Annotated in this window: 14 protein-coding genes and 1 tRNA gene; 9 read left to right on the top strand and 6 right to left on the bottom strand. The window is 55.8% G+C overall.

The annotated features are described in order from the left end of the window. Positions 1 to 77: 77 nt before the first annotated feature. The 3 genes from dnaK to GKG36_RS13025 form a co-directional block, all read right to left on the bottom strand. The gene (gene dnaK, locus GKG36_RS13035; RefSeq protein WP_154261099.1) at positions 78 to 1895 is read right to left on the bottom strand and encodes a molecular chaperone DnaK; all 1818 of its coding nucleotides are present in this window, start codon (positions 1893 to 1895) and stop codon (positions 78 to 80) included. 91 nt (positions 1896 to 1986) lie between these two features. Then, positions 1987 to 3087 (bottom strand): SseB family protein, encoded by a 1101-nt coding sequence (locus tag GKG36_RS13030; RefSeq protein WP_154261097.1) that lies wholly within the window; start codon positions 3085 to 3087, stop codon positions 1987 to 1989. Positions 3088 to 3254: 167 nt separating this feature from the next. Continuing rightward, complete coding sequence (locus GKG36_RS13025; RefSeq protein ID WP_154261095.1) at positions 3255 to 4205, bottom strand: glycosyltransferase family 2 protein; 951 nt, start codon at positions 4203 to 4205, stop codon at positions 3255 to 3257. Between the two features lie 199 nt (positions 4206 to 4404). Here GKG36_RS13025 and GKG36_RS13020 point away from each other — a divergent pair, with 199 nt between their 5' ends. Both GKG36_RS13020 and GKG36_RS13015 read left to right on the top strand, forming a co-directional pair. Next, positions 4405 to 6144 (top strand): ABC transporter ATP-binding protein, encoded by a 1740-nt coding sequence (locus GKG36_RS13020; RefSeq protein WP_347474434.1) that lies wholly within the window; start codon positions 4405 to 4407, stop codon positions 6142 to 6144. Further along, the gene (locus GKG36_RS13015; protein WP_005946536.1) at positions 6141 to 7916 is read left to right on the top strand and encodes an ABC transporter ATP-binding protein; all 1776 of its coding nucleotides are present in this window, start codon (positions 6141 to 6143) and stop codon (positions 7914 to 7916) included. The genes GKG36_RS13020 and GKG36_RS13015 overlap by 4 nt, the downstream gene beginning before the upstream one ends. A gap of 57 nt (positions 7917 to 7973) precedes the next feature. Here the strand turns inward: GKG36_RS13015 and GKG36_RS13010 are convergent, their stop codons facing one another. Together GKG36_RS13010 and GKG36_RS13005 are read right to left on the bottom strand one after the other, a co-directional pair. Continuing rightward, positions 7974 to 8927 carry a hypothetical protein gene (locus GKG36_RS13010; RefSeq protein ID WP_005946538.1) on the bottom strand — a complete coding sequence of 318 codons (954 nt, stop codon included), beginning with the start codon at positions 8925 to 8927 and terminating at the stop codon, positions 7974 to 7976. Between the two features lie 14 nt (positions 8928 to 8941). Next, complete coding sequence (locus GKG36_RS13005) at positions 8942 to 9316, bottom strand: DUF3592 domain-containing protein (RefSeq protein WP_154261093.1); 375 nt, start codon at positions 9314 to 9316, stop codon at positions 8942 to 8944. Between the two features lie 230 nt (positions 9317 to 9546). Here GKG36_RS13005 and GKG36_RS13000 point away from each other — a divergent pair. The 5 genes from GKG36_RS13000 to GKG36_RS12980 all read left to right on the top strand — a co-directional run bounded on the left by GKG36_RS13000 (position 9547) and on the right by GKG36_RS12980 (position 14089). Further along, a tRNA-Leu gene (locus GKG36_RS13000) sits at positions 9547 to 9633 on the top strand. A 237-nt stretch (positions 9634 to 9870) separates the two neighbouring features. Next, a complete protein-coding gene (locus tag GKG36_RS12995; RefSeq protein ID WP_112121590.1) occupies positions 9871 to 10611 on the top strand; it encodes a MurR/RpiR family transcriptional regulator in 741 nt (246 codons plus the stop codon). A gap of 177 nt (positions 10612 to 10788) precedes the next feature. After that, positions 10789 to 12177, top strand: a complete 1389-nt coding sequence (locus GKG36_RS12990) for a PTS transporter subunit EIIC (RefSeq protein WP_112121591.1) — start codon at positions 10789 to 10791, stop codon at positions 12175 to 12177. A gap of 26 nt (positions 12178 to 12203) precedes the next feature. Continuing rightward, positions 12204 to 13634 carry a 6-phospho-beta-glucosidase gene (locus tag GKG36_RS12985; RefSeq protein ID WP_154261091.1) on the top strand — a complete coding sequence of 477 codons (1431 nt, stop codon included), beginning with the start codon at positions 12204 to 12206 and terminating at the stop codon, positions 13632 to 13634. Between the two features lie 164 nt (positions 13635 to 13798). After that, positions 13799 to 14089, top strand: a complete 291-nt coding sequence (locus tag GKG36_RS12980; RefSeq protein WP_242702941.1) for an MATE family efflux transporter — start codon at positions 13799 to 13801, stop codon at positions 14087 to 14089. Between the two features lie 998 nt (positions 14090 to 15087). On the opposite strand, the gene GKG36_RS12975 is transcribed toward GKG36_RS12980, so the two are convergent. Further along, positions 15088 to 16413, bottom strand: coding sequence for an MATE family efflux transporter (locus tag GKG36_RS12975; RefSeq protein WP_112121593.1), 1326 nt, complete (start codon positions 16411 to 16413; stop codon positions 15088 to 15090). An 88-nt stretch (positions 16414 to 16501) separates the two neighbouring features. On the opposite strand from GKG36_RS12975, the gene GKG36_RS12970 reads away from it, so the two are divergent. Together GKG36_RS12970 and GKG36_RS12965 are read left to right on the top strand one after the other, a co-directional pair. Further along, a complete protein-coding gene (locus GKG36_RS12970) occupies positions 16502 to 17269 on the top strand; it encodes a MerR family transcriptional regulator (protein ID WP_112121594.1) in 768 nt (255 codons plus the stop codon). Between the two features lie 233 nt (positions 17270 to 17502). Further along, positions 17503 to 18278: recombinase family protein (locus GKG36_RS12965; protein WP_173012978.1), on the top strand; the 776-nt coding region annotated here is incomplete at its 3' end.

Below are 18278 nucleotides of genomic sequence, written 5' to 3'. Positions count from 1 at the left end.
CCTATTGCCTGCGGCAACAGGATCCCACCCCAGCGGATCATTTACTTAGGAAACTATCTGCCGTCCTGCTGGTAAAATTACAGATGATTTTCTCCGTTATCGCTGCTATCCTGCTCACTGGTATACAGCACCATCAGATGGTTTGCGCTCTCTTCCAGCTGGGTCTTGGCCTGACGGAGATTGGCTTCCTCGTTTTCATTCATCTTTTCGGGCTTATCCTTGCGCAGGCAGCGGCGGAGGTTGGCGAGGTCGGTTTTGATGCGGTTCTTCTCGTCCTTGTCCAGCTCCTTTTTGCATTTGGAAAGAGCCTCGTCCACCTTGTAGGCCAGCACCTCGGCCTGATTGTGCAGGTCCAGCCGCTCCTTGCGGCGGCTGTCCTCGGCCTCGTAGGCGGCAGCGTCTGCCATGGCGCGCTGGATCTCATTTTCCGAAAGGTTGGTGCTGCCGGTAATGGTGATGTTCTGCTCCCGGCCGGTGCCAAGGTCTTTGGCAGATACCTTCACCACGCCGTTCACGTCGATATCGAAGGTAACTTCGATCTGCGGTTTGGAGGAGAAGCTTGCCCGAATGCCGGTGAGCTTGAATTTGCCCAGACTCTTGTTGTCGCGGGCAAAGTGGCGCTCGCCCTGCAGCACGTTGATCTCCACACTGGTCTGCATGGGCCGTGCGGTGGTGAAGATCTGGCTCTTGCGGGTGGGGATCATGCTGTTGCGGGTGATCAGCGGGGTGGCCACGCCGCCCAGCGTCTCAATGGAGAGGGTCAGCGGGGTCACATCCATCAGCACAAGGCCCTGCGCCGCTGCGCCGGTGGCACCGGCCAGCTTGCCGCCGCCCTGCAGCAGACCGCCCTGCACAGCCGCACCCATGGCAACACACTCGTCCGGGTTCAGGCTGTGGCTGGGTTCGCAGCCCAGCAGCTCCTTCACCTGACGCTCCACCGCAGGCATCCGGGTGCTGCCGCCCACCAGCAGCACCTTGCCCAGCTGGCTGGCGGAAATGCCTGCATCCCGCAGCGCATTCTGCACAGGAGCCACTGTGCGGGCCAGCAGGTCGCCGGTCATCATTTCGAACTGCGGGCGGGAAAGCGAGATATCCAAGTGGTGAGGGCCGTCCTTGCCCACTGCGATAAAGGGCAGGTTCAGCTGTGCCGACGGCGCGGCAGAAAGCTCCTTCTTTGCCTTTTCGGCTTCCTCTTTCAGCCGGCCCATAGCTGCCGGGTCGCGGGAAAGGTCGATGCGATCCGACTTTTTGAACTCGGCCACGGCATATTCCACGATGCGCTGATCGAAGTCGTCACCGCCCAGATGGGTGTCGCCGCCGGTGGCAAGCACCGTAAAGGTCCCGTCCTCGATCTCGATGATGGACACATCAAAGGTGCCGCCGCCGAGGTCGTAGACGAGGATCTTCTGCGATGCTTCGTTATCCAAACCATAGGCCACAGCGGCAGCAGTAGGCTCGTTGATGATGCGCAGCACGTTCAGGCCTGCAATGCGGCCTGCATCCTGCGTAGCCTTGCGCTGGCTGTCGTCGAAGTAGGCGGGCACCGTGATGACCGCTTCGGTCACCGGCTCGCCCAGATAGCTCTCGGCATCGCGGCGGATCTTGGCCAAGATCATGGCGCTGATCTCCTGCGGGGTCAGGTCTTTGCCGTCGATGTGCACCCGGTAGTCACTGCCCATATGGCGCTTGATGCTTGAGATGGTGCGCCCGGAATTTGTGGCGATCTGGCGCTTGGCCGCACCGCCCACCAGACGTTCACCGTCCTTCGTGAAGGCCACAACGCTGGGGGTGGTGCGCTCACCCTCCGCATTGGTGATGACCACGGGCTTGCCGCCCTCCACCACTGCCACACAGGAATTGGTCGTGCCGAGATCGATGCCGATTACTTTGCTCATACTGTCTGTTTCCTCTCCGGTGCTGTGCATCTTGGGCGCAGCTCTTCAAATCATTTCCGAGTATATCTTACCGTCCCGATATGACGATTTTTTAGTCCAATTGTAAAGATTCCATGTCGTAAGCTGTGGCTCGGGCAGGCAGTTCACTGGTCAGTTCCCGGATGAGCTGGTCGGCTTCGGCCAGCCACTGCTCTGCGTCCGGCTCGTGCTCACGGGCCTTGATGGAAAAGCCCTGCCTTGCTTCTGCGGCCAGTGCCAGCGCCTTTTTGCGGCTGGTGTAGCGCGTTTCGGTCTGGGCCACACGCAGGCACACCTGCGGAGTGTACTCGATATCCGGCATATGGGCTGCGTTGGCGCGGGCACGGCGGTAATACAAAAGTGCCCGGCCATTGTCGCCCCGGGCAGCGCAGTCATCACCCAGTGCAATGTTGGATAAGATCTCGCCGCTGTCCGCTGCTTCCTTCCACATGCGGCGGGCCTTGGCACGGTTCGTGCGGGTGCCGCGGCCCTTATAAATACAGTCTGCCAGCAGGGCAAGTCCCATGGCGCTGCCAAGCTCGGCTGCTTTTTCAAAGCATTCCACAGCCTGCGCCCAGTTGCCCTTGCGGGCGGCTTCCTTTCCGGCATCCGCTTTCTCATCACCGGGGTCTTCCGGCGTATGGCCCGCGTGCAGCAAACCGTTGAGCAGAGCGCCGTCCAGCGTAGCCGAGTGGCTCCACGGGTCCAGCACCACGCCGTCGATCCCCTCAGTGGAAAGGGCCAGCTCCATGGCATCCTGCAGGGTGTAATCTGCCATTGGCCGGGCAGAAGTGCTGCGGTCGGCGCAGGCCGCAGCTGCAGAGGTGAACATAGGCAGCCATGTGCGGCCCTTCTCGTTGCGCAGGGTCCACAGCTGCAGGTCCTTAGCCTTTGCCGTGGGCACCGGATGCTCCGTCCACGGTGCAGGCGTGTTGTGCACCGTCAGTGCCGTGCGCAGCGGCACCAGAACATGGGTCTCCATTTCCAGTGCATAGTTCAAAGCGCCCATCAGCGTCCAGAAGCTTTCTTCGTTCTGGCCTTTATATAAATTTTCCACTGCCTGCTCAAAGGCCGGGCAGCCGGTGCCCGCCGGGCTGTAGGCCGGAGCGTTCTGCCGATGCTTGCGGGTGCCCACCGGGCGCAGCCGGATGCCGCCGTCTTGTCTTTTTGCCATCTGCTCACCATTCTTCCAGTTTCTAGTCAATTTTTAGTATAGCAGGAAATGGCTTTGGGTACAACGCCTATCTGTATGTATCCATTTTTCCCTGCTCAAAAAAAAAGCGGGGTGCCAGATCAGCTTCTTCTGGCACCCCGTTAAAAATACATTTTTCCTGAAACGCCTTATTCCGCGTCCAGATCTTCTTCGGTCTCAGCAGCAATATAGATCGGTCTGTGCTTTGTTTCAAGATATGTTTTGGCAAGGTACTCGCCCGCAATTCCCGTACACAGCAGCTGCACACCACTGCACAAAAGGATAATGCAAACAAGGCTCGGCCAGCCGGAAGTAGGGTCGCCGAACATCAGTGCACGCACCACCACGATTATGATGCCTACAAACGCCAATACGCAAAAGGCAAGGCCAAGGCCCGCCGCCATCAGCAGCGGAGCTGTGGAAAAGCCCACAATGCCTTCGATCGAATATTTGAGCAGACCCCAGAAGTTCCACTTTGTTGTGCCCGCCACACGCTCTACGTTTTTGTAGTCGATCCACTTTGTTTTAAAGCCGACCCAGCTGAAAATGCCCTTGCTGAAGCGGTTATATTCCGCCATGCTCAGCACGGCATCAGTCATTTTGCGGCTCATCAGGCGGAAGTCTCTTGCTCCATCCACGATCTCTGTATCCGAGAGCTTATTGATGATCTGATAAAACTTTTTGGCAAACCAGCTGCGAACGGGCGGTTCACCCTCGCGTGTCGTGCGGCGGGTGGCCGCGCAGTCATATTCGCCGGAGAGCAGCAGTTCCAGCATTTCCGGCAGCAGCGAGGGCGGGTCCTGCAGATCCGCATCCATCGTTGCTACATAATCGCCCTTTGCCGCTTTTAATCCGGCATAAATGCCTGCTTCCTTGCCAAAGTTCCGGCTGAAGGAGATGTACCGCACACGGGCATCTTTCCGGTGCAATTCCCGCGCGATCTGCAGTGTGCGGTCTTTTGAGCCGTCATCCACAAAGATGAACTCAAAATCTGCTCCGTGGGATATTCCCATCTGCTGTGCGATCTTGCTGGCCTCTTTATAAAAAATGGGAAGTGATTCTTCCTCATTGTAGCACGGAACGACTAAACTTATCAGCATTCCTGTTTCCCCTTTTGTGCAATATTTAAAATCATTGTAGCATACCCCCACCCTGGTTTCAACCGTTTTCGGCATTTTGCCCGGCGGTTTTCAGCACACTTTTGCAATAAAAACATTTTCTATGGCTTTTTAAGTTTTTGTACGCTATAATAAGTAGGATTTCATAAATCTTATAATTCAAGAAAGAAGGAGTATCGCCTTGAACAAGATGCTAGGCTATCTGAAGGACTACAAGCGCGAGAGCGTGCTTGCGCCCCTTTTCAAGATGCTGGAAGCCACGTTCGACCTGTTCGTGCCGCTGGTCATGGCGGATATCGTGAACATCGGCATTGCCGCCCACGACTTCCACTATATTCTTGTGCGGTGCGGCATTTTGCTGCTGCTGGCCATGATCGGCCTTGCCTGCAGCCTGACGGCACAGTATTTTTCCGCAAAGGCGGCCGTGGGCTATTCCACAGCTCTGCGCCACGCCCTGTTTGAGCACATCCAGACCCTGAGCTTTACCGAGATGGACACCCTCGGCACCAGCACCCTGATCACCCGTATGACCAGCGACGTGAATCAGGTGCAGAGCGGCCTGAACCTGTTTTTACGCCTGTTCCTGCGCAGCCCGTTCGTGGTGATCGGTGCCATGGTCATGGCCTTTACGGTGAATTCCCGTGCAGCGCTGATCTTTGTAGTGACCATCCCGCTGCTGAGCGTGGTGGTGTTCGGCATCATGGCTGCTACCCGGCCCCTGTACAAGACGGTACAGAATCGCCTTGACCGGGTGCTGGGCCTGACCCGCGAAAACCTGACCGGTGTGCGCGTGGTGCGCGCTTTTGATAAGGAAAAGAGCGAGGTAGAGCGCTTTGAGAATGCCAACGACCTGCTGACCAAGATGCAGCTCCATGTAGGCCATATCTCTGCCCTGATGAATCCGCTGACCTATGTGCTCATCAACATTGCCATTGTGGCACTGCTATATGTGGGCAGCATTGAGATCAATGTGGGTGGCATGGCTTCCGGCGACGTGATTGCGCTGGTGAACTACATGAACCAGATCCTTGTGGAGCTGGTCAAGCTGGCAAACCTGATCGTGCAGGTGAGCAAGGCGCTGGCCTGCGCAGGCCGCGTGCAGGCTGTGCTGGACACCACGCCCGGCATGGCCTTCCCGGAAAAGCTTCTGGGCGAGGTGCCCGCCGAAAAATCCGGCGATGCCGTGCGCTTTGAGCATGTAAGCCTGACCTATGCGGGTGCCGGTGCACCCAGCCTTTCCGACATCAGCTTCACTGCAAAGCGCGGCCAGACCATTGGTGTCATCGGCGGTACCGGCAGCGGCAAATCCAGCCTTGTCAACCTGATTCCCCGCTTCTACGATGCCACCGAGGGCACGGTGGAGATCATGGGCCGCGATGCCCGGAACTATCCCCGTGAAGAACTGCGCGGCAAGGCAGCCATGGTCATGCAGAAGGCCCAGCTCTTTGGCGGCACCATCCGCTCCAACCTGCTGTGGGGCAACAAGAATGCCACCGATGCGGACCTGTGGGCCGCACTGGAAACAGCACAGGCTGCGGAGTTCGTCAAAGCCAAGCCCCTTGGGCTGGACGAGCCTGTGGAGCAGGGCGGTCGCAACCTGTCCGGCGGACAGAAGCAGCGCCTGACCATCGCCCGCGCCCTTGTGGGCAAGCCGGAAATTCTGATCCTTGACGACAGCGCCAGCGCACTGGACTACGCCACCGATGCCGCCCTGCGCAAGGCACTGGCTGCTCTGCCCGGCAGCCTGACCGTGTTCATCGTGAGCCAGCGCGCCGCCAGCCTGCAGTACGCGGATCAAATTCTGGTGCTGGACGACGGCCATCTGGTGGGCATCGGCACCCACGACCAGCTGCGCCAGACCTGCCCCGTCTACGAGGAGATCTACGAGAGCCAGTTCAAGAAAGGGGATGCGCAGAAATGAGTGCAAAAGCAAAAACAAAGCTGACCCCGCAGCAGCGCAAGGCCACCTTGACCCGTGTTCTAGGCAAAATCAAACCTTATTCCCTGTTTGTGGTGTGCAGCCTTGTGGTGGCCGCTGTGAGCGTGGGCGCGCAGCTGTATATCCCCATCCTCTGCGGCAGCGCCATTGATATGATGCTGGGCAAGGGTGCCGTAGATTTTGGCGGTGTGATGCGCATTATCATCGAGGTGCTGGTGGTTGCCGGTGTGGCCGCTCTTGCACAGTGGCTGCTGAGCGTGTGCAACAACCGCATCACCTTCCTTGTCAGCCGCGACCTGCGCAACGAAGCCCTGCGCAAAATTCAGACCCTGCCGCTTTCCTACCTCGACAGCCATCCCTCCGGCGATATCGTCAGCCGCATGGTGGCCGATGTGGATACCTTTGCGGACGGCCTGCTGATGGGCTTTACACAGCTGTTCAGCGGCGTTCTGACCATCCTCGGCACCCTGCTGTTCATGCTCAGCGAGAATGTGCCCATCACGCTGGTGGTGGTGTGCATCACCCCGCTGAGCCTCGTGGTGGCAAGCTTCCTTGCCAAGCGCAGCTATGGTTACTTCCAGAGCCAGAGCGCCGTGCGCGGCGAGCAGACCGCGCTGGTCAACGAGATGATCGAGGGCCAGAAGGTGGTGCAGGCCTTCGGCCACGAGGCCGAGAGCCTTACCGCCTTTGACGAGGTGAATGGCCGTCTGCAGGACGTGAGCCTGAAGGCCATCTTCTTTTCCAGCCTGACCAACCCCGCCACCCGCTTTGTGAATAACATCGTGTACGCAGGCGTGGGCCTTGTGGGTGCCGTGTACGCGGTGCGGGGCGGCATCACCATCGGCCAGCTGAGCGTGTTTTTGAGCTACGCCAACCAGTACACCAAGCCCTTCAACGAAATCTCCGGCGTGGTGACGGAGCTGCAGAATGCCCTGGCCTGCGCCGCCCGCGTGTTCGAGCTGCTGGATGCCGACGATCAGGTGCCGGAAGTCGAGAACGCCCCCGTGCTGCAGCCGGACGGCCATGTGCAGCTGGAGGATGTTTCCTTCCGCTACCTGCCCGACCGCCCGCTGATCGAGGGCCTTTCCCTCGACGTAAAGCCCGGCCAGCGCATCGCCATCGTCGGCCCTACCGGCTGCGGCAAGACCACCCTCATCAACCTGCTCATGCGCTTCTATGATGTGAACGGCGGTTCCATCAAGGTGTCCGGCACCGACATCCGGGATGTGACCCGCGCTTCCCTGCGCGGCAGCTACGGCATGGTGCTGCAGGATACATGGCTGCGGGCCGGTACCGTGCGGGAAAACATTGCCTACGGCAAGCCGGATGCAAGCCTTGAAGAGATCGTGGCAGCAGCCAAAGCCGCCCATGCAGACAGCTTTATCCGCCGCCTGCCGGAGGGCTACGACACCGTTATCGCCGAGGACGGCGGCAACATCAGTCAGGGCCAGAAGCAGCTGCTGTGCATTGCCCGCGTGATGCTCTGCCTGCCGCCGATGCTGATCCTGGACGAAGCAACATCCTCCATCGATACCCGCACTGAGGTGCGTATCCAGAAAGCTTTTGCCCGCATGATGCAGGGCCGTACCAGCTTTATTGTGGCGCACCGCCTTTCCACCATCCGCGAGGCGGACGTGATCCTTGTGATGAAGGACGGCCACATTGTGGAGCAGGGCAGCCACGACGAGCTGCTTGCTGCAAACGGCTTCTACGCCAAGCTCTACAACAGCCAGTTCGAGGGCGTGGAGACCTGAGAGTTCCTGATAATAATAACAAAAAGGAGCGATGCGCTGCATCGCTCCTTTTTGTTATTATTTGCTTTCAACTTTCTGCACGATGGGTTCATCGGGCGGCGGCGTGAGGGTAGAGTGCTCCACAATGAACTGCTCCGCCCTCTCCCGGGCCAGACGCTGGCGCACCTTGCGTGCATCGTTGGCGGGGAAGGTGCGCTCGCCGTCCAGCTTGGCATCCCAGTGGGCAGCAGCTGCTTCCACCTCGGCGTCCGTGGGTGCAAGGCCCTCCTTTTCTGCCACCAGCAGAAGCCCCAGCCAGCTGCGCAGCTTGCGCTCTGCCTGCGCGTGGAGCCATGCACGGAACTCTTCCACCGTCTGGCCGCGCACTTTAAGGAACTGGTCAAAGTTGATGCCATTGGCCTGCAGGCTCAGGTTGAACTGGCGCTGCTCGGCAAAATAGTTACCGCCCACCAGCTGCTTTGGCAGCGGGCCTTTCACTGCATCGCCCAGCTGCCATACCAGCTCCTTGCGTGCCCGCTGCTCAGCCTGGGCACAGCGCTGTGCCCAGATCTCGCGGGCTACCTGCTGCCGCAGCGCCGCCTTGCCCGCTGCATCGGCTGCACGTTCTTCGTCGCCGTGGTGACGGTTGATCTCCAGTTCAATGGTCAGCTGCCGGATGGGGTGCGGCTCAATGGGCTGCACAAAGCCGGTGTATGCTCCCACTTCCAGCGGCGGTAGCGCGTAGAACTGCGCCCCCGCCCGGAAGCCCTCGGCCCGGTTCACCGCCAGCAATTCAAAATCCGGGTCGGTCACCGGCACCACATGGTACTCCTGCACCAGCTGCTCATACAGCGCCGAAAAGCCGCCAAGAATGGTGCGATTCACCGCCTCAGTCAGCAGACCGTCCTCTTCCTGCGGCGCGTCCGGCTCCGCCTGCACCTGCGCAACGGCTGCCGCCAGTTCCTCGGCACCGGCTGTAAATACCAGCCGGCAGTCGCCCGGCTCAGCCATGCCAAAATGTTCCAGTTTCATTCTCTTTTCCCCTTTCAGCGGGCAATGCCCACGGTCAGCACCAGCAGGGCCACACCTATCACGGCATACAGCACCTCGGCTCCCAGCGTGGCCCGGTCGCCTTCCACGTACATCTTCTCCGGGTCGTCGGGGTCATAGTATAAGGTGACGGTATCCCCCACCGCAAAGCTCTTGCCCCGCGCAGGCTTCGGGTAGTGCAGCCGATGGCTGCCGCCTGCGGTGGTAAAGGCCAGCACATAGGCACCGCCATCCCGGCTCTGCACGGTGCCCTCCACCGTGGCCGTGACCTTCTGCCCCTGCGTGCACAGCCTGCGCCGTGCCAGCACACTGCGCAGAGCCATAAAGAACATGATGCCTGCTCCCAGCAGGAAAATAATGATATTGAACATTCTGCATTTCCCTCGTTTTCTCAGTCTGCGCGCAGGACACCCTCCCGGCGCGTCCTGTTTATTGTATCACACTTTGGCAAAAATTTCGCCCTGCAGCTGCCATTCAGAATGCATCAATTTTCAAGCAAAATTTTGTCGAGAAAAATTAAAAATAATGCTTGACAATTCTGCCATATCTGGTATAATAACTATCGTTCCGAGCAACACAGCTCGCAAACAAAACAGAATATGCGGATATGGCGGAATTGGCAGACGCGTTAGATTCAGGTTCTAATCGGGGCAACTCGGTGGAGGTTCAAGTCCTCTTATCCGCACCAAACAATGAAAATCCGAACCTTTTCTCGATAGGAGAAGGGTTCGGATTTTTTGTTTTCTTCGGAAAGCAGAATGAAGGCTCTATCCAGCTGAGCTACGATCGCACATACTGATGCTGTCAGTATAAAACGGTATAGCACAGCCGCGCTAAAAATGCAAACGGAAATGTTCGCCCTGTTTTTCCGTTCTTCCTTTTGCTATAATAAGGACAGATATCGGGACAAGGAGGGAGCCTTTTCATGGAACTATTCACCCCGCAGCAGATCAAAAATCTGAACGAGTTGGAACTGCTGGTCTACCAGTACATCATCGAGCATCCGAACACGGTGCCCTTCATGCGCATCCGGGAGTTGGCAGCGGAAGCGCACGTTTCCACCACCACAGTGCTGCACTTCTGCAAAAAGGTGGGCTGTGACGGTTATGCGCAATTCAAATGGAAGCTGAAGGAGCAGGCCGGTTCCGCGCAGGGATCCCGTCTGCCGGACACGCTGGGCGAGTTGCAGAACTTTCTGTGGAAAGTCGGCACGCCGGAATACGATGCAGCGCTGGACGAAGCCGCCGGTATGATCGCACGGGCAGAGCGGGTGTTTCTGGTGGGCATCGGCAATTCCGGCAGCATAGCCGAGTATGGTGCACGGTATCTGTCCAATCTGGGCAAATTCGCGCTGGGCGTGACCGACCCGTTCTATCCCATCACCGTCACGCCCAACACCACCATCGCAGCCGTCATTCTTTCGGTATCCGGCGAAACGAAGCAGGTGCTGCATCTGGCCCGGCAGCTGAAGGAGAAAAACGCCGGACTGATCGCCATTACCTGTTCCGACCAGAGTTCTGCGGCAAAGCTTTCCGACATCACCCTGCCGTACTACAGTTCCGTGCACCGCGTGACCACCGAAAGCTACGACCTGACCAGTCAGATGCCTGCACTTTACCTGCTGGAAGCACTGGCCCGCCGGGTGTACAACCGCCTGCTGGAGTGACCGCAGAAACGCTCCGTCAATTTGTACAGATGTTTGTATCCATGTGCAGAAAAAACAAGCTGTTTTTTCTGCACATTTTTGTTTTTTGGCGCATCAAATCAGCTGACAATGCGGTTTTTCCTCTGTATAATGAGGACACAAGGCAAACCCGTGATCTGATGAAAAGGAGAGAACATCATGGCAAACAAAATCCGCGATTACACAAAGCTTGCCGCCGACATCTGTGCCGCCGTCGGCAAGGACAATATCCTCAGCGCGACCCACTGTGCCACCCGCCTGCGTCTGGTGCTGAGGGAAACACCCTCGGACGAAGTGACCAAACAGATCTCCGAGATGCCCGCCGTCATCAAGGTGATGGAAAGCGGCGGCCAGTATCAGGTGGTCATCGGCACCCATGCCAAGGACGTGTACGAAGCACTGGCCCAGCTGCTGGATCTGGACAACAGCACCGCTGCCGCGCCGGAAGTCAAGCAGGGCCTCGGCAGCCGCATCATCGCCACCATGTCCGCCGTGTTCGCACCCTTTGTGTACATTCTGGCCGCAGCCGGTCTGGTGCAAGGCGCACTGATCATCATTACCCACTTCTTCCCCGCTTTTGCGGCCACCGGTACGTATTCCGTGCTCAGCTTCATCAGCTGGACGCCCTTCACCTTCCTGCCGGTCATGATCGCCGTCACTGCTTCCAAGCACTTCAAGTGTAACACCTTCATTGCCATGTGGTGCTGCATGGCGCTGGTCAACCCGGACTGGGCTTCCATCGCTGCCCGCATCGCAGACGGTGAGGTCATCAAGTTCCTGGCCTTCCCCATGAGCCAGACCACCTACACCTCCACCGTGCTGCCGCCGCTGTTCCTGGTGCTGGTGCTCAGCTGGCTGGAGCACTGGCTGGACGAGCATCTGCCCGACATCATCAAGGCGCTGGCTGTGCCCTTTATCTGCACCATTGTTATGGTTCCCCTGACTATTCTGGTCATCGGCCCGGTGTCCAATGTGCTGGCAAACGCCATTGCTGCTGCCTACAACTTCCTTGCCAACAACGTTCCCGCACTGGCCGCCATTCTGGTGGGCGGCATCTGGCAGGTGTTCGTCATCTTCGGCGTGCACTGGGGCGTCACTCCCATGTGCCTTGCCAACTTTGCCAACTACGGCTGCGATTCCTTTCAGGCATTCCAGACCTGCGCCGTCATCGCACAGGCTGCTGCCTGCTTCGGCGTGTTCCTCAAGACCAAAAAGGCCGACATCAAGAACGTTTCCCTGTCCGCTGGCCTGACCGGCATCTTCGGCATCACCGAGCCCGCCATCTACGGCGTGACCCTACGCCTGAAGAAGCCCTTCGTCTGCGGCTGCATCGGCGGTGCCATCGGTGCGCTGATCATCAGCTTCTTCAACACCAAGTACTATGTATACGCTGGTCTGCCCGGCCTGTTGACCACCGTCAACGCCATGAGCGACGCCAATCCCTCTTCCTTTACCGGCATGATGATCGGCGTGCTGGCCACCATTATCATCACCATTGTTCTGGTGCAGGTGGTGGGCTGCGACGAAAAAGAATCCCAGAAAAACTGATATACATTTGACCAAGGAGAAAGAATATGCTTCCTGAAAACTTTTTGTGGGGCGGTGCCGTTGCTGCCCATCAGCTGGAAGGCGGCTGGAACGCCGATGGCCGCGGCCCGTCCGTCAGCGACGTGATGACCGGCGGTGCCAACGGTGTGGCCCGCCGCATCACCGATGGCATTGTGCCCGGCGAATTTTACCCCAACCACAAGGGCATCGACTTCTACCACACCTACAAGGAAGATGTGAAGCTGTTTGCCGAACTGGGCTTCAAGTGTTTCCGCACCTCCATCTCGTGGAGCCGCATCTTCCCCCGCGGGGACGAGCAGCAGCCCAACGAGGCCGGTCTGCAGTTCTACGACGATCTGTTTGACGAACTGCTCAAGTACGGCATCCAGCCGGTGATCACCCTGAGCCATTTTGAGATGCCCTACGCCCTTGCCAAGGAGTACGGCGGCTGGTACAACCGCAAGTGCATCGACTTCTTCGTGCACTACGCCGTCACTGTGATGGAGCGCTACAAACACAAGGTCAGGTACTGGATGACCTTCAACGAGATCAACAACCAGAGCAACACCACCAACGACATCTTTGGCTGGACCAACTCCGGCGTGCGGTTCTCCCAGTTCGAGAACAAGAAGAAGGCCCTGTATCAGGTGGTACACCACGAACTGGTGGCCTCGGCCCTCGTGGTCAAAAAGGGCCATGCCATCAACCCGGACTTCCAGATCGGTTGCATGTGCTCCTTTGTGCCGTACTATCCCTACTCCTGCAACCCGGACGACGTGATGCTGGCGCTGGAATCCATGCACGAGCGCTACTACTTTGCGGATGTGCACTGCCGCGGTCACTACCCCGCCTACGCTAAGAAGGAATGGGAGCGCGAGGGCACTGCCCCGGTGATGGAGCCGGGCGACGAGGCCATTCTGGCCGAGGGTGCTGTGGACTATCTGGGCTTCAGCTACTACATGAGCAACGCGGTGCGTTCGGACGTGGCCGTGGAGAGCGACGGCATCAGCGGCGGCAATGCCCACACCGTGCCGAACCCCTACGTCAAGGCCAGCGACTGGGGCTGGCAGATCGACCCGGTGGGCCTGCGCTACGCACTGGCCACCCTGTACGAGCGGTACGAGAAGCCGCTGTTTATCGTGGAGAACGGCTTCGGCGCCATCGACAAACTCCAGTCCGACCACACCTGTGACGACAGCTACCGCATCGACTACCTGCGCGCCCACATCGAGGAGATGAAAAAGGCCGTGGAGTTGGACGGCGTGGACCTGCTGGGCTACACCCCGTGGGGCTGCATCGACGTGGTGTCCTTTACCACCGGCGAACTACGCAAGCGGTACGGCTTTATCTACGTGGACCGCAACGACGACGGCTCCGGCACCGGGAACCGCTATAAGAAAAAGAGTTTTGACTGGTACAAGCAGGTCATTGCCACCAACGGTGAGGACCTGGGCTGAGATATTTTCCGCAAAAAACACGACGCCCCGCCGGGTGCCGTGTTTTTTTTGCGCCATTTTGCCGTTTCCATCTTGCAAAAGTAGCGTAGTGCCTTATAAAAGAGGCTGTGCCCCGGTGTGCGCGGGCACGGTTTAGGGATATATAGGATAAAGGGAAAAAGAGTATGAGTTCTCAAACGAATACGCTGACGGAAGGCCCTCTGGCCAAGCAGATCTTTCTGGTCAGTCTGCCGCTGGCGCTTTCCAACCTGCTGGTGGCGCGTTTTTACGGTGCGCGCCACCCCAAGGACGTGGAAAAGACCGTCCACTCGGCGGCCATTATCAGCGCCGTTGCCGGTGTGGTGCTGTTGCTCATCGGCCTGCTGGGCTCCCCTGCCATGCTGCGGCTGCTGCATGGCGGTGGTCCGTGCAGGAGAAGCAGCGGGCAAAATTCATCTGACCGTCACAGCAGATGATAGCGTTCAGAAGCGGCTGACGATTCTGATTCGGGAAGCAGAGGGCGGAATCTCAAAAAGTCGGTGAAGGCTCAAAATAAAAACAGGGTGCGTCCCTGAATAGGACGCACCCTGCCAAAGACCACAGACAATAGCGATATGTACAATAGGGCGTTCCCCGTCGGGAACACTCTGTTTCTCTCTATAAGTTGGAGGAATTGCGTCAAATTGACACAATTCCTCCTCGTCCGTTCTAAGCAGGGTTTGGGGCAGGCACGCCCCAACAAGATCACTTCGGAAATGCGGACGCATTGCAGAAGTGAAGTCCCGGATGGACAAAAAATTTTCAAGAATTGAAAATTTGTGGCCACGGGACGGTTCTTGCCCTCTACCGCTGCGCTCAAAACCGTTTCTGGGTAATTGTTTCAGAATTGTTAAGGCGCAAAAAATAAGTAGAGGTTGTGCTGCTCATGTATGTGGGTCACCGTTTGCTCCGAACGCAGTTCCTGCCCCTGTTTGTGCAGCGGCGTTGACGAAAAGTCGGTATCATGTTCGGTCGGCTCATGAGATTTTCAAGGTGCGTTTCCCGTAAAAGAAAAATACCGCCCATGCAGCATAGCGATGGATTTTGTCGGGTGAAACAGCGGCAAAATGAATCGGGTGTGTTGCGGGGCGGTAAATTCTTTTGCGGACTTTCCCTCACGGAAGTGGTGGGTCTCACGGTGATAACCAACCACTTTCTGTGGCTGTGTTCAAAATGAACACGACCACATCTTGTGGATGAATTTGAACCAATCCACAAAATCAATGGGATTTACAAGAAAAATACCACGGCATGTAGAATGCGTCAAGAGAGTTTTGAAAAATTTATTGAAGTGAAGCAAGGAAAGTATGACACATCTTGTGGCTTTAGGAAAAAATACGCTATGTGAATCAGGATAGAACCACATTTTCCGTTTGCAGTAGATTCTTATACCACCAGTAGCAAGAACAATTATGGTAAGCCACTGCTCTTTTCTCTACCGTTGAATCGGGCGTAGAAACCATACTGCAACGAGTAGCGTCAGAACTTCTGCCGCAGGAACAGCAAGCCATACGCCTGTTAGACCGAATTTCTGCGGCAGTACGGTCAGGAACAGAAGCAGCAGAGCAAATGAACGCAAAAAAGTGATCAAGCCGGAAAAATATCCTTTTCCGTATGCCATCATCCGAACCGCAGCATAAATATTGATTCCTGAAAACAGAAACCCAAGTCCGTAAATCCTCATCCCGGATACGGCAATGGGAAATACAGGACTAGCGGTATTCGCAAAGCATGACACACCGACCGGAGCAAGAAAATAGGTCAGCGCATAGATAACAAGAGGAGCGATTGCGAAAAAACGATGTGCATATTGCTCCAGTTTCCGGCAAACATCTATCTTTCTATCTCCGTATGCATAACTCAGCGGAGGTGCCATGCCCATGGAAAATCCAAAATAGACACCAATAAACAGAAATTGTAGATACATAATGATGGAAACCGCCGCTACGCCGTCTTCACCGGCGAAAGCAAGTGCGGTGCGGTTAAATACAATCGTCGTGATCGCAATGGCAAGCTGATCCACAAATTCGGATGCACCGTTCACCATGCTGCGCAGCGCCAACCCTGCGGATAGGCCATGCAGTGTAAAGGACAGGGCTTTGTATTTCCGGGCAAAATAGTAGATACCCATGAGAAACGACAGTACCAAGCCTAAAATCGTAGCCAGCGCAGCCCCATAGATACCCATGTGCATACGTCCGACCAGAACATAGTCAAGAACAATATTCAGAACGCCGCCAGACAGCGCTGTTACAAAACTGTATGCGGGAGAACCGTCTACCCGAATAAAGTAAGTGAACAGCTCTTTCCCTATCACGACAGGTGTAGCCCAAAGCCACCAAAGTGCATAGGTTTTGCACCCTGCTATCGTTACATCAGTTGCACCGAGCAGGGACAGAATCGTTGATAAATTTGTAAGAACGATCAGAGAAATAAGGCAGCTCAGCAGAACAGCCGCAACAGAACTGACAGAAAAGGCGTGGTTTGCCTCCTCTTTTCTGTTTCCGCCGATATGCAAAGCCGCAACTGCGCTGCCGCCGGTAGCAAACACAAGCGCAATGCCGGTCAGCACATTCACAATAGGATAAACGATGTTAATGGCAGCCAGTGCATTTGTTCCGACATAGGCAGAAACAAAAATGCCGTCAATAATGGTATAAACAGTGTTAAACAGTGAGGTCAGATAAGTCGGTATGATAAATTTCAGAAGCTTTCCGAACTGCACCTCTTTTTCAGAAGCAAAAATCAAAGCGTTTTCCATAATAGTTCCCTCCTGTTCCCATTATAAACCTTCAAGCTACTTGAAGGTCAACAGATAATATGTTATGGTATTATCGGGAGGGTAAATTATGGCTTTGAAATTTCAGATTGGAGAAATCGCCCATTTTTTTGATATACCGGCTTCCACGCTCCGGTATTGGGAAGACAAGGGTGTTTTGCACCCGGAAAAAGGAAGGGAAAATCGTTATCGGGAGTACACCATTGAGGATTTGATGACGATCTCCGATGTGGTTTTCTATAAGAATCTTGGTTTACAGTTGAAGGAGATCCGTGAAATGGATGGCTCATCCCCGGAGCAGCATGGAAAACTTTTTACTGAAAAGCTTTCAGAACTGGAACAGCAGCAAGAGCTGCTTGCTCGTCGAATAAAGAAACTGCGCTGCCATATACAAGCGGTGAAAACACTGACTGATTTGAGAGAGCACCCTTATCAGAAGTCAGATATTGATACAGAGTGCATCGTGTCTTTTGACTTGATCGAGCGAGACAAACTGTGTCAATATATCGAAGATCCATACCTTTACTCGCGGGTGCAGCACACGCAGACACTGCCGCAGGAACGACGCGGGCTTACCATCTCTGCCGAGATGTGTTCTGCGTTCCCGGAATCGAGTATTCTTTGGCAAAAGCAATCAACACGATATGTGACTTTTTTGATGAAAGAAGAAGTGACTGTCGGCTTTCCAAATGACTTAGCCGAACACTTGACACACGTTCAGAAATCGCACCGTACCGGCGCAATCATTAGCCGTTTTCTGCTCTGTGCACAGGAAAACGGAAAAATTTATGATTTCTATAAGACGTTTGTGGAAATTCTACCGGATTTGATGGAGTGAGCATCCGTGATAAACCGTCACAAGACAAAAATTTGCGCAACATTCAAATAGTATATTTGTAATATGCAATTCATCGCTACTGTCGTTGCGTTAAAAAGTCGAATTGTTAGCGGAATTTTCGTAAAAAATTTTTTCTTGCAATCTTCAGCAAAATGTGATATATACATTATACGAAACATTGCTTAAGATGAACGTTCCACCGTTCGATGATGTGTAAATAGGAGGTGCCCGCCATGACCGCCGTGATCTATGCCCGCTATTCATCGGATAACCAGCGCGAAGAATCCATCGAAGGTCAGATTCGGGAGTGCACGGCCTATGCGGAAAAGAATGGCATCACCATCGTCAAGCACTACATTGACCGCGCCATCTCTGCCAAGACGGATAATCGCCCTCAATTCCAACAGATGATAAAGGACAGCGACAAGAAGCTGTTTGATATTGTTCTGGTCTGGAAACTTGACCGCTTTGCCCGGAATCGCTACGACAGTGCCCGGTATAAGACCCAGCTGAAGAAGAACGGTGTCAAGCTCATGTCTGCCACCGAGATCATCTCCGAGGGGCCGGAAGGCATCATTCTGGAGTCGGTGCTGGAAGGTTATGCCGAGTATTATTCCGCTGACCTTGCCGAGAAGGTCGTGCGTGGACAGACCGAGAACATCCTGAAAGGCCGCTGCAACGGTGGTCGTGGAACCTTTGGCTACACGCTGGATTCGGAGCGGAAGTTCCACATCGACCCTCTCACCTCTCCTTTTGTGCTGGAATCGTTCAAGAAGTACAATGAAGGTTCCACCATGAAGGAAATCCGGGATTGGCTGAACGAAAACGGCATCAAGAACCCGGTGGGCGGTGCGTTTACCTATAACAGCGTCGAACATATGCTCAAAAACCGGCGGTACATCGGAGAACTGAAATTCCGGGATGTGGTCGTACCGGATGCGATTCCGCCCATCGTGCCGCTGGAACTGTTCGATGATGTGCAGGAAAAGATTGCCAAAAACAAGAAAGC

Origin of the sequence: Faecalibacterium sp. BIOML-A1 (assembly GCF_009679715.1) — a bacterium.
In the GTDB taxonomy this organism is placed as follows: Bacteria; Bacillota; Clostridia; order Oscillospirales; family Ruminococcaceae; genus Faecalibacterium; species Faecalibacterium taiwanense.
This window is presented reverse-complemented; position numbering and strand designations above follow the sequence as displayed.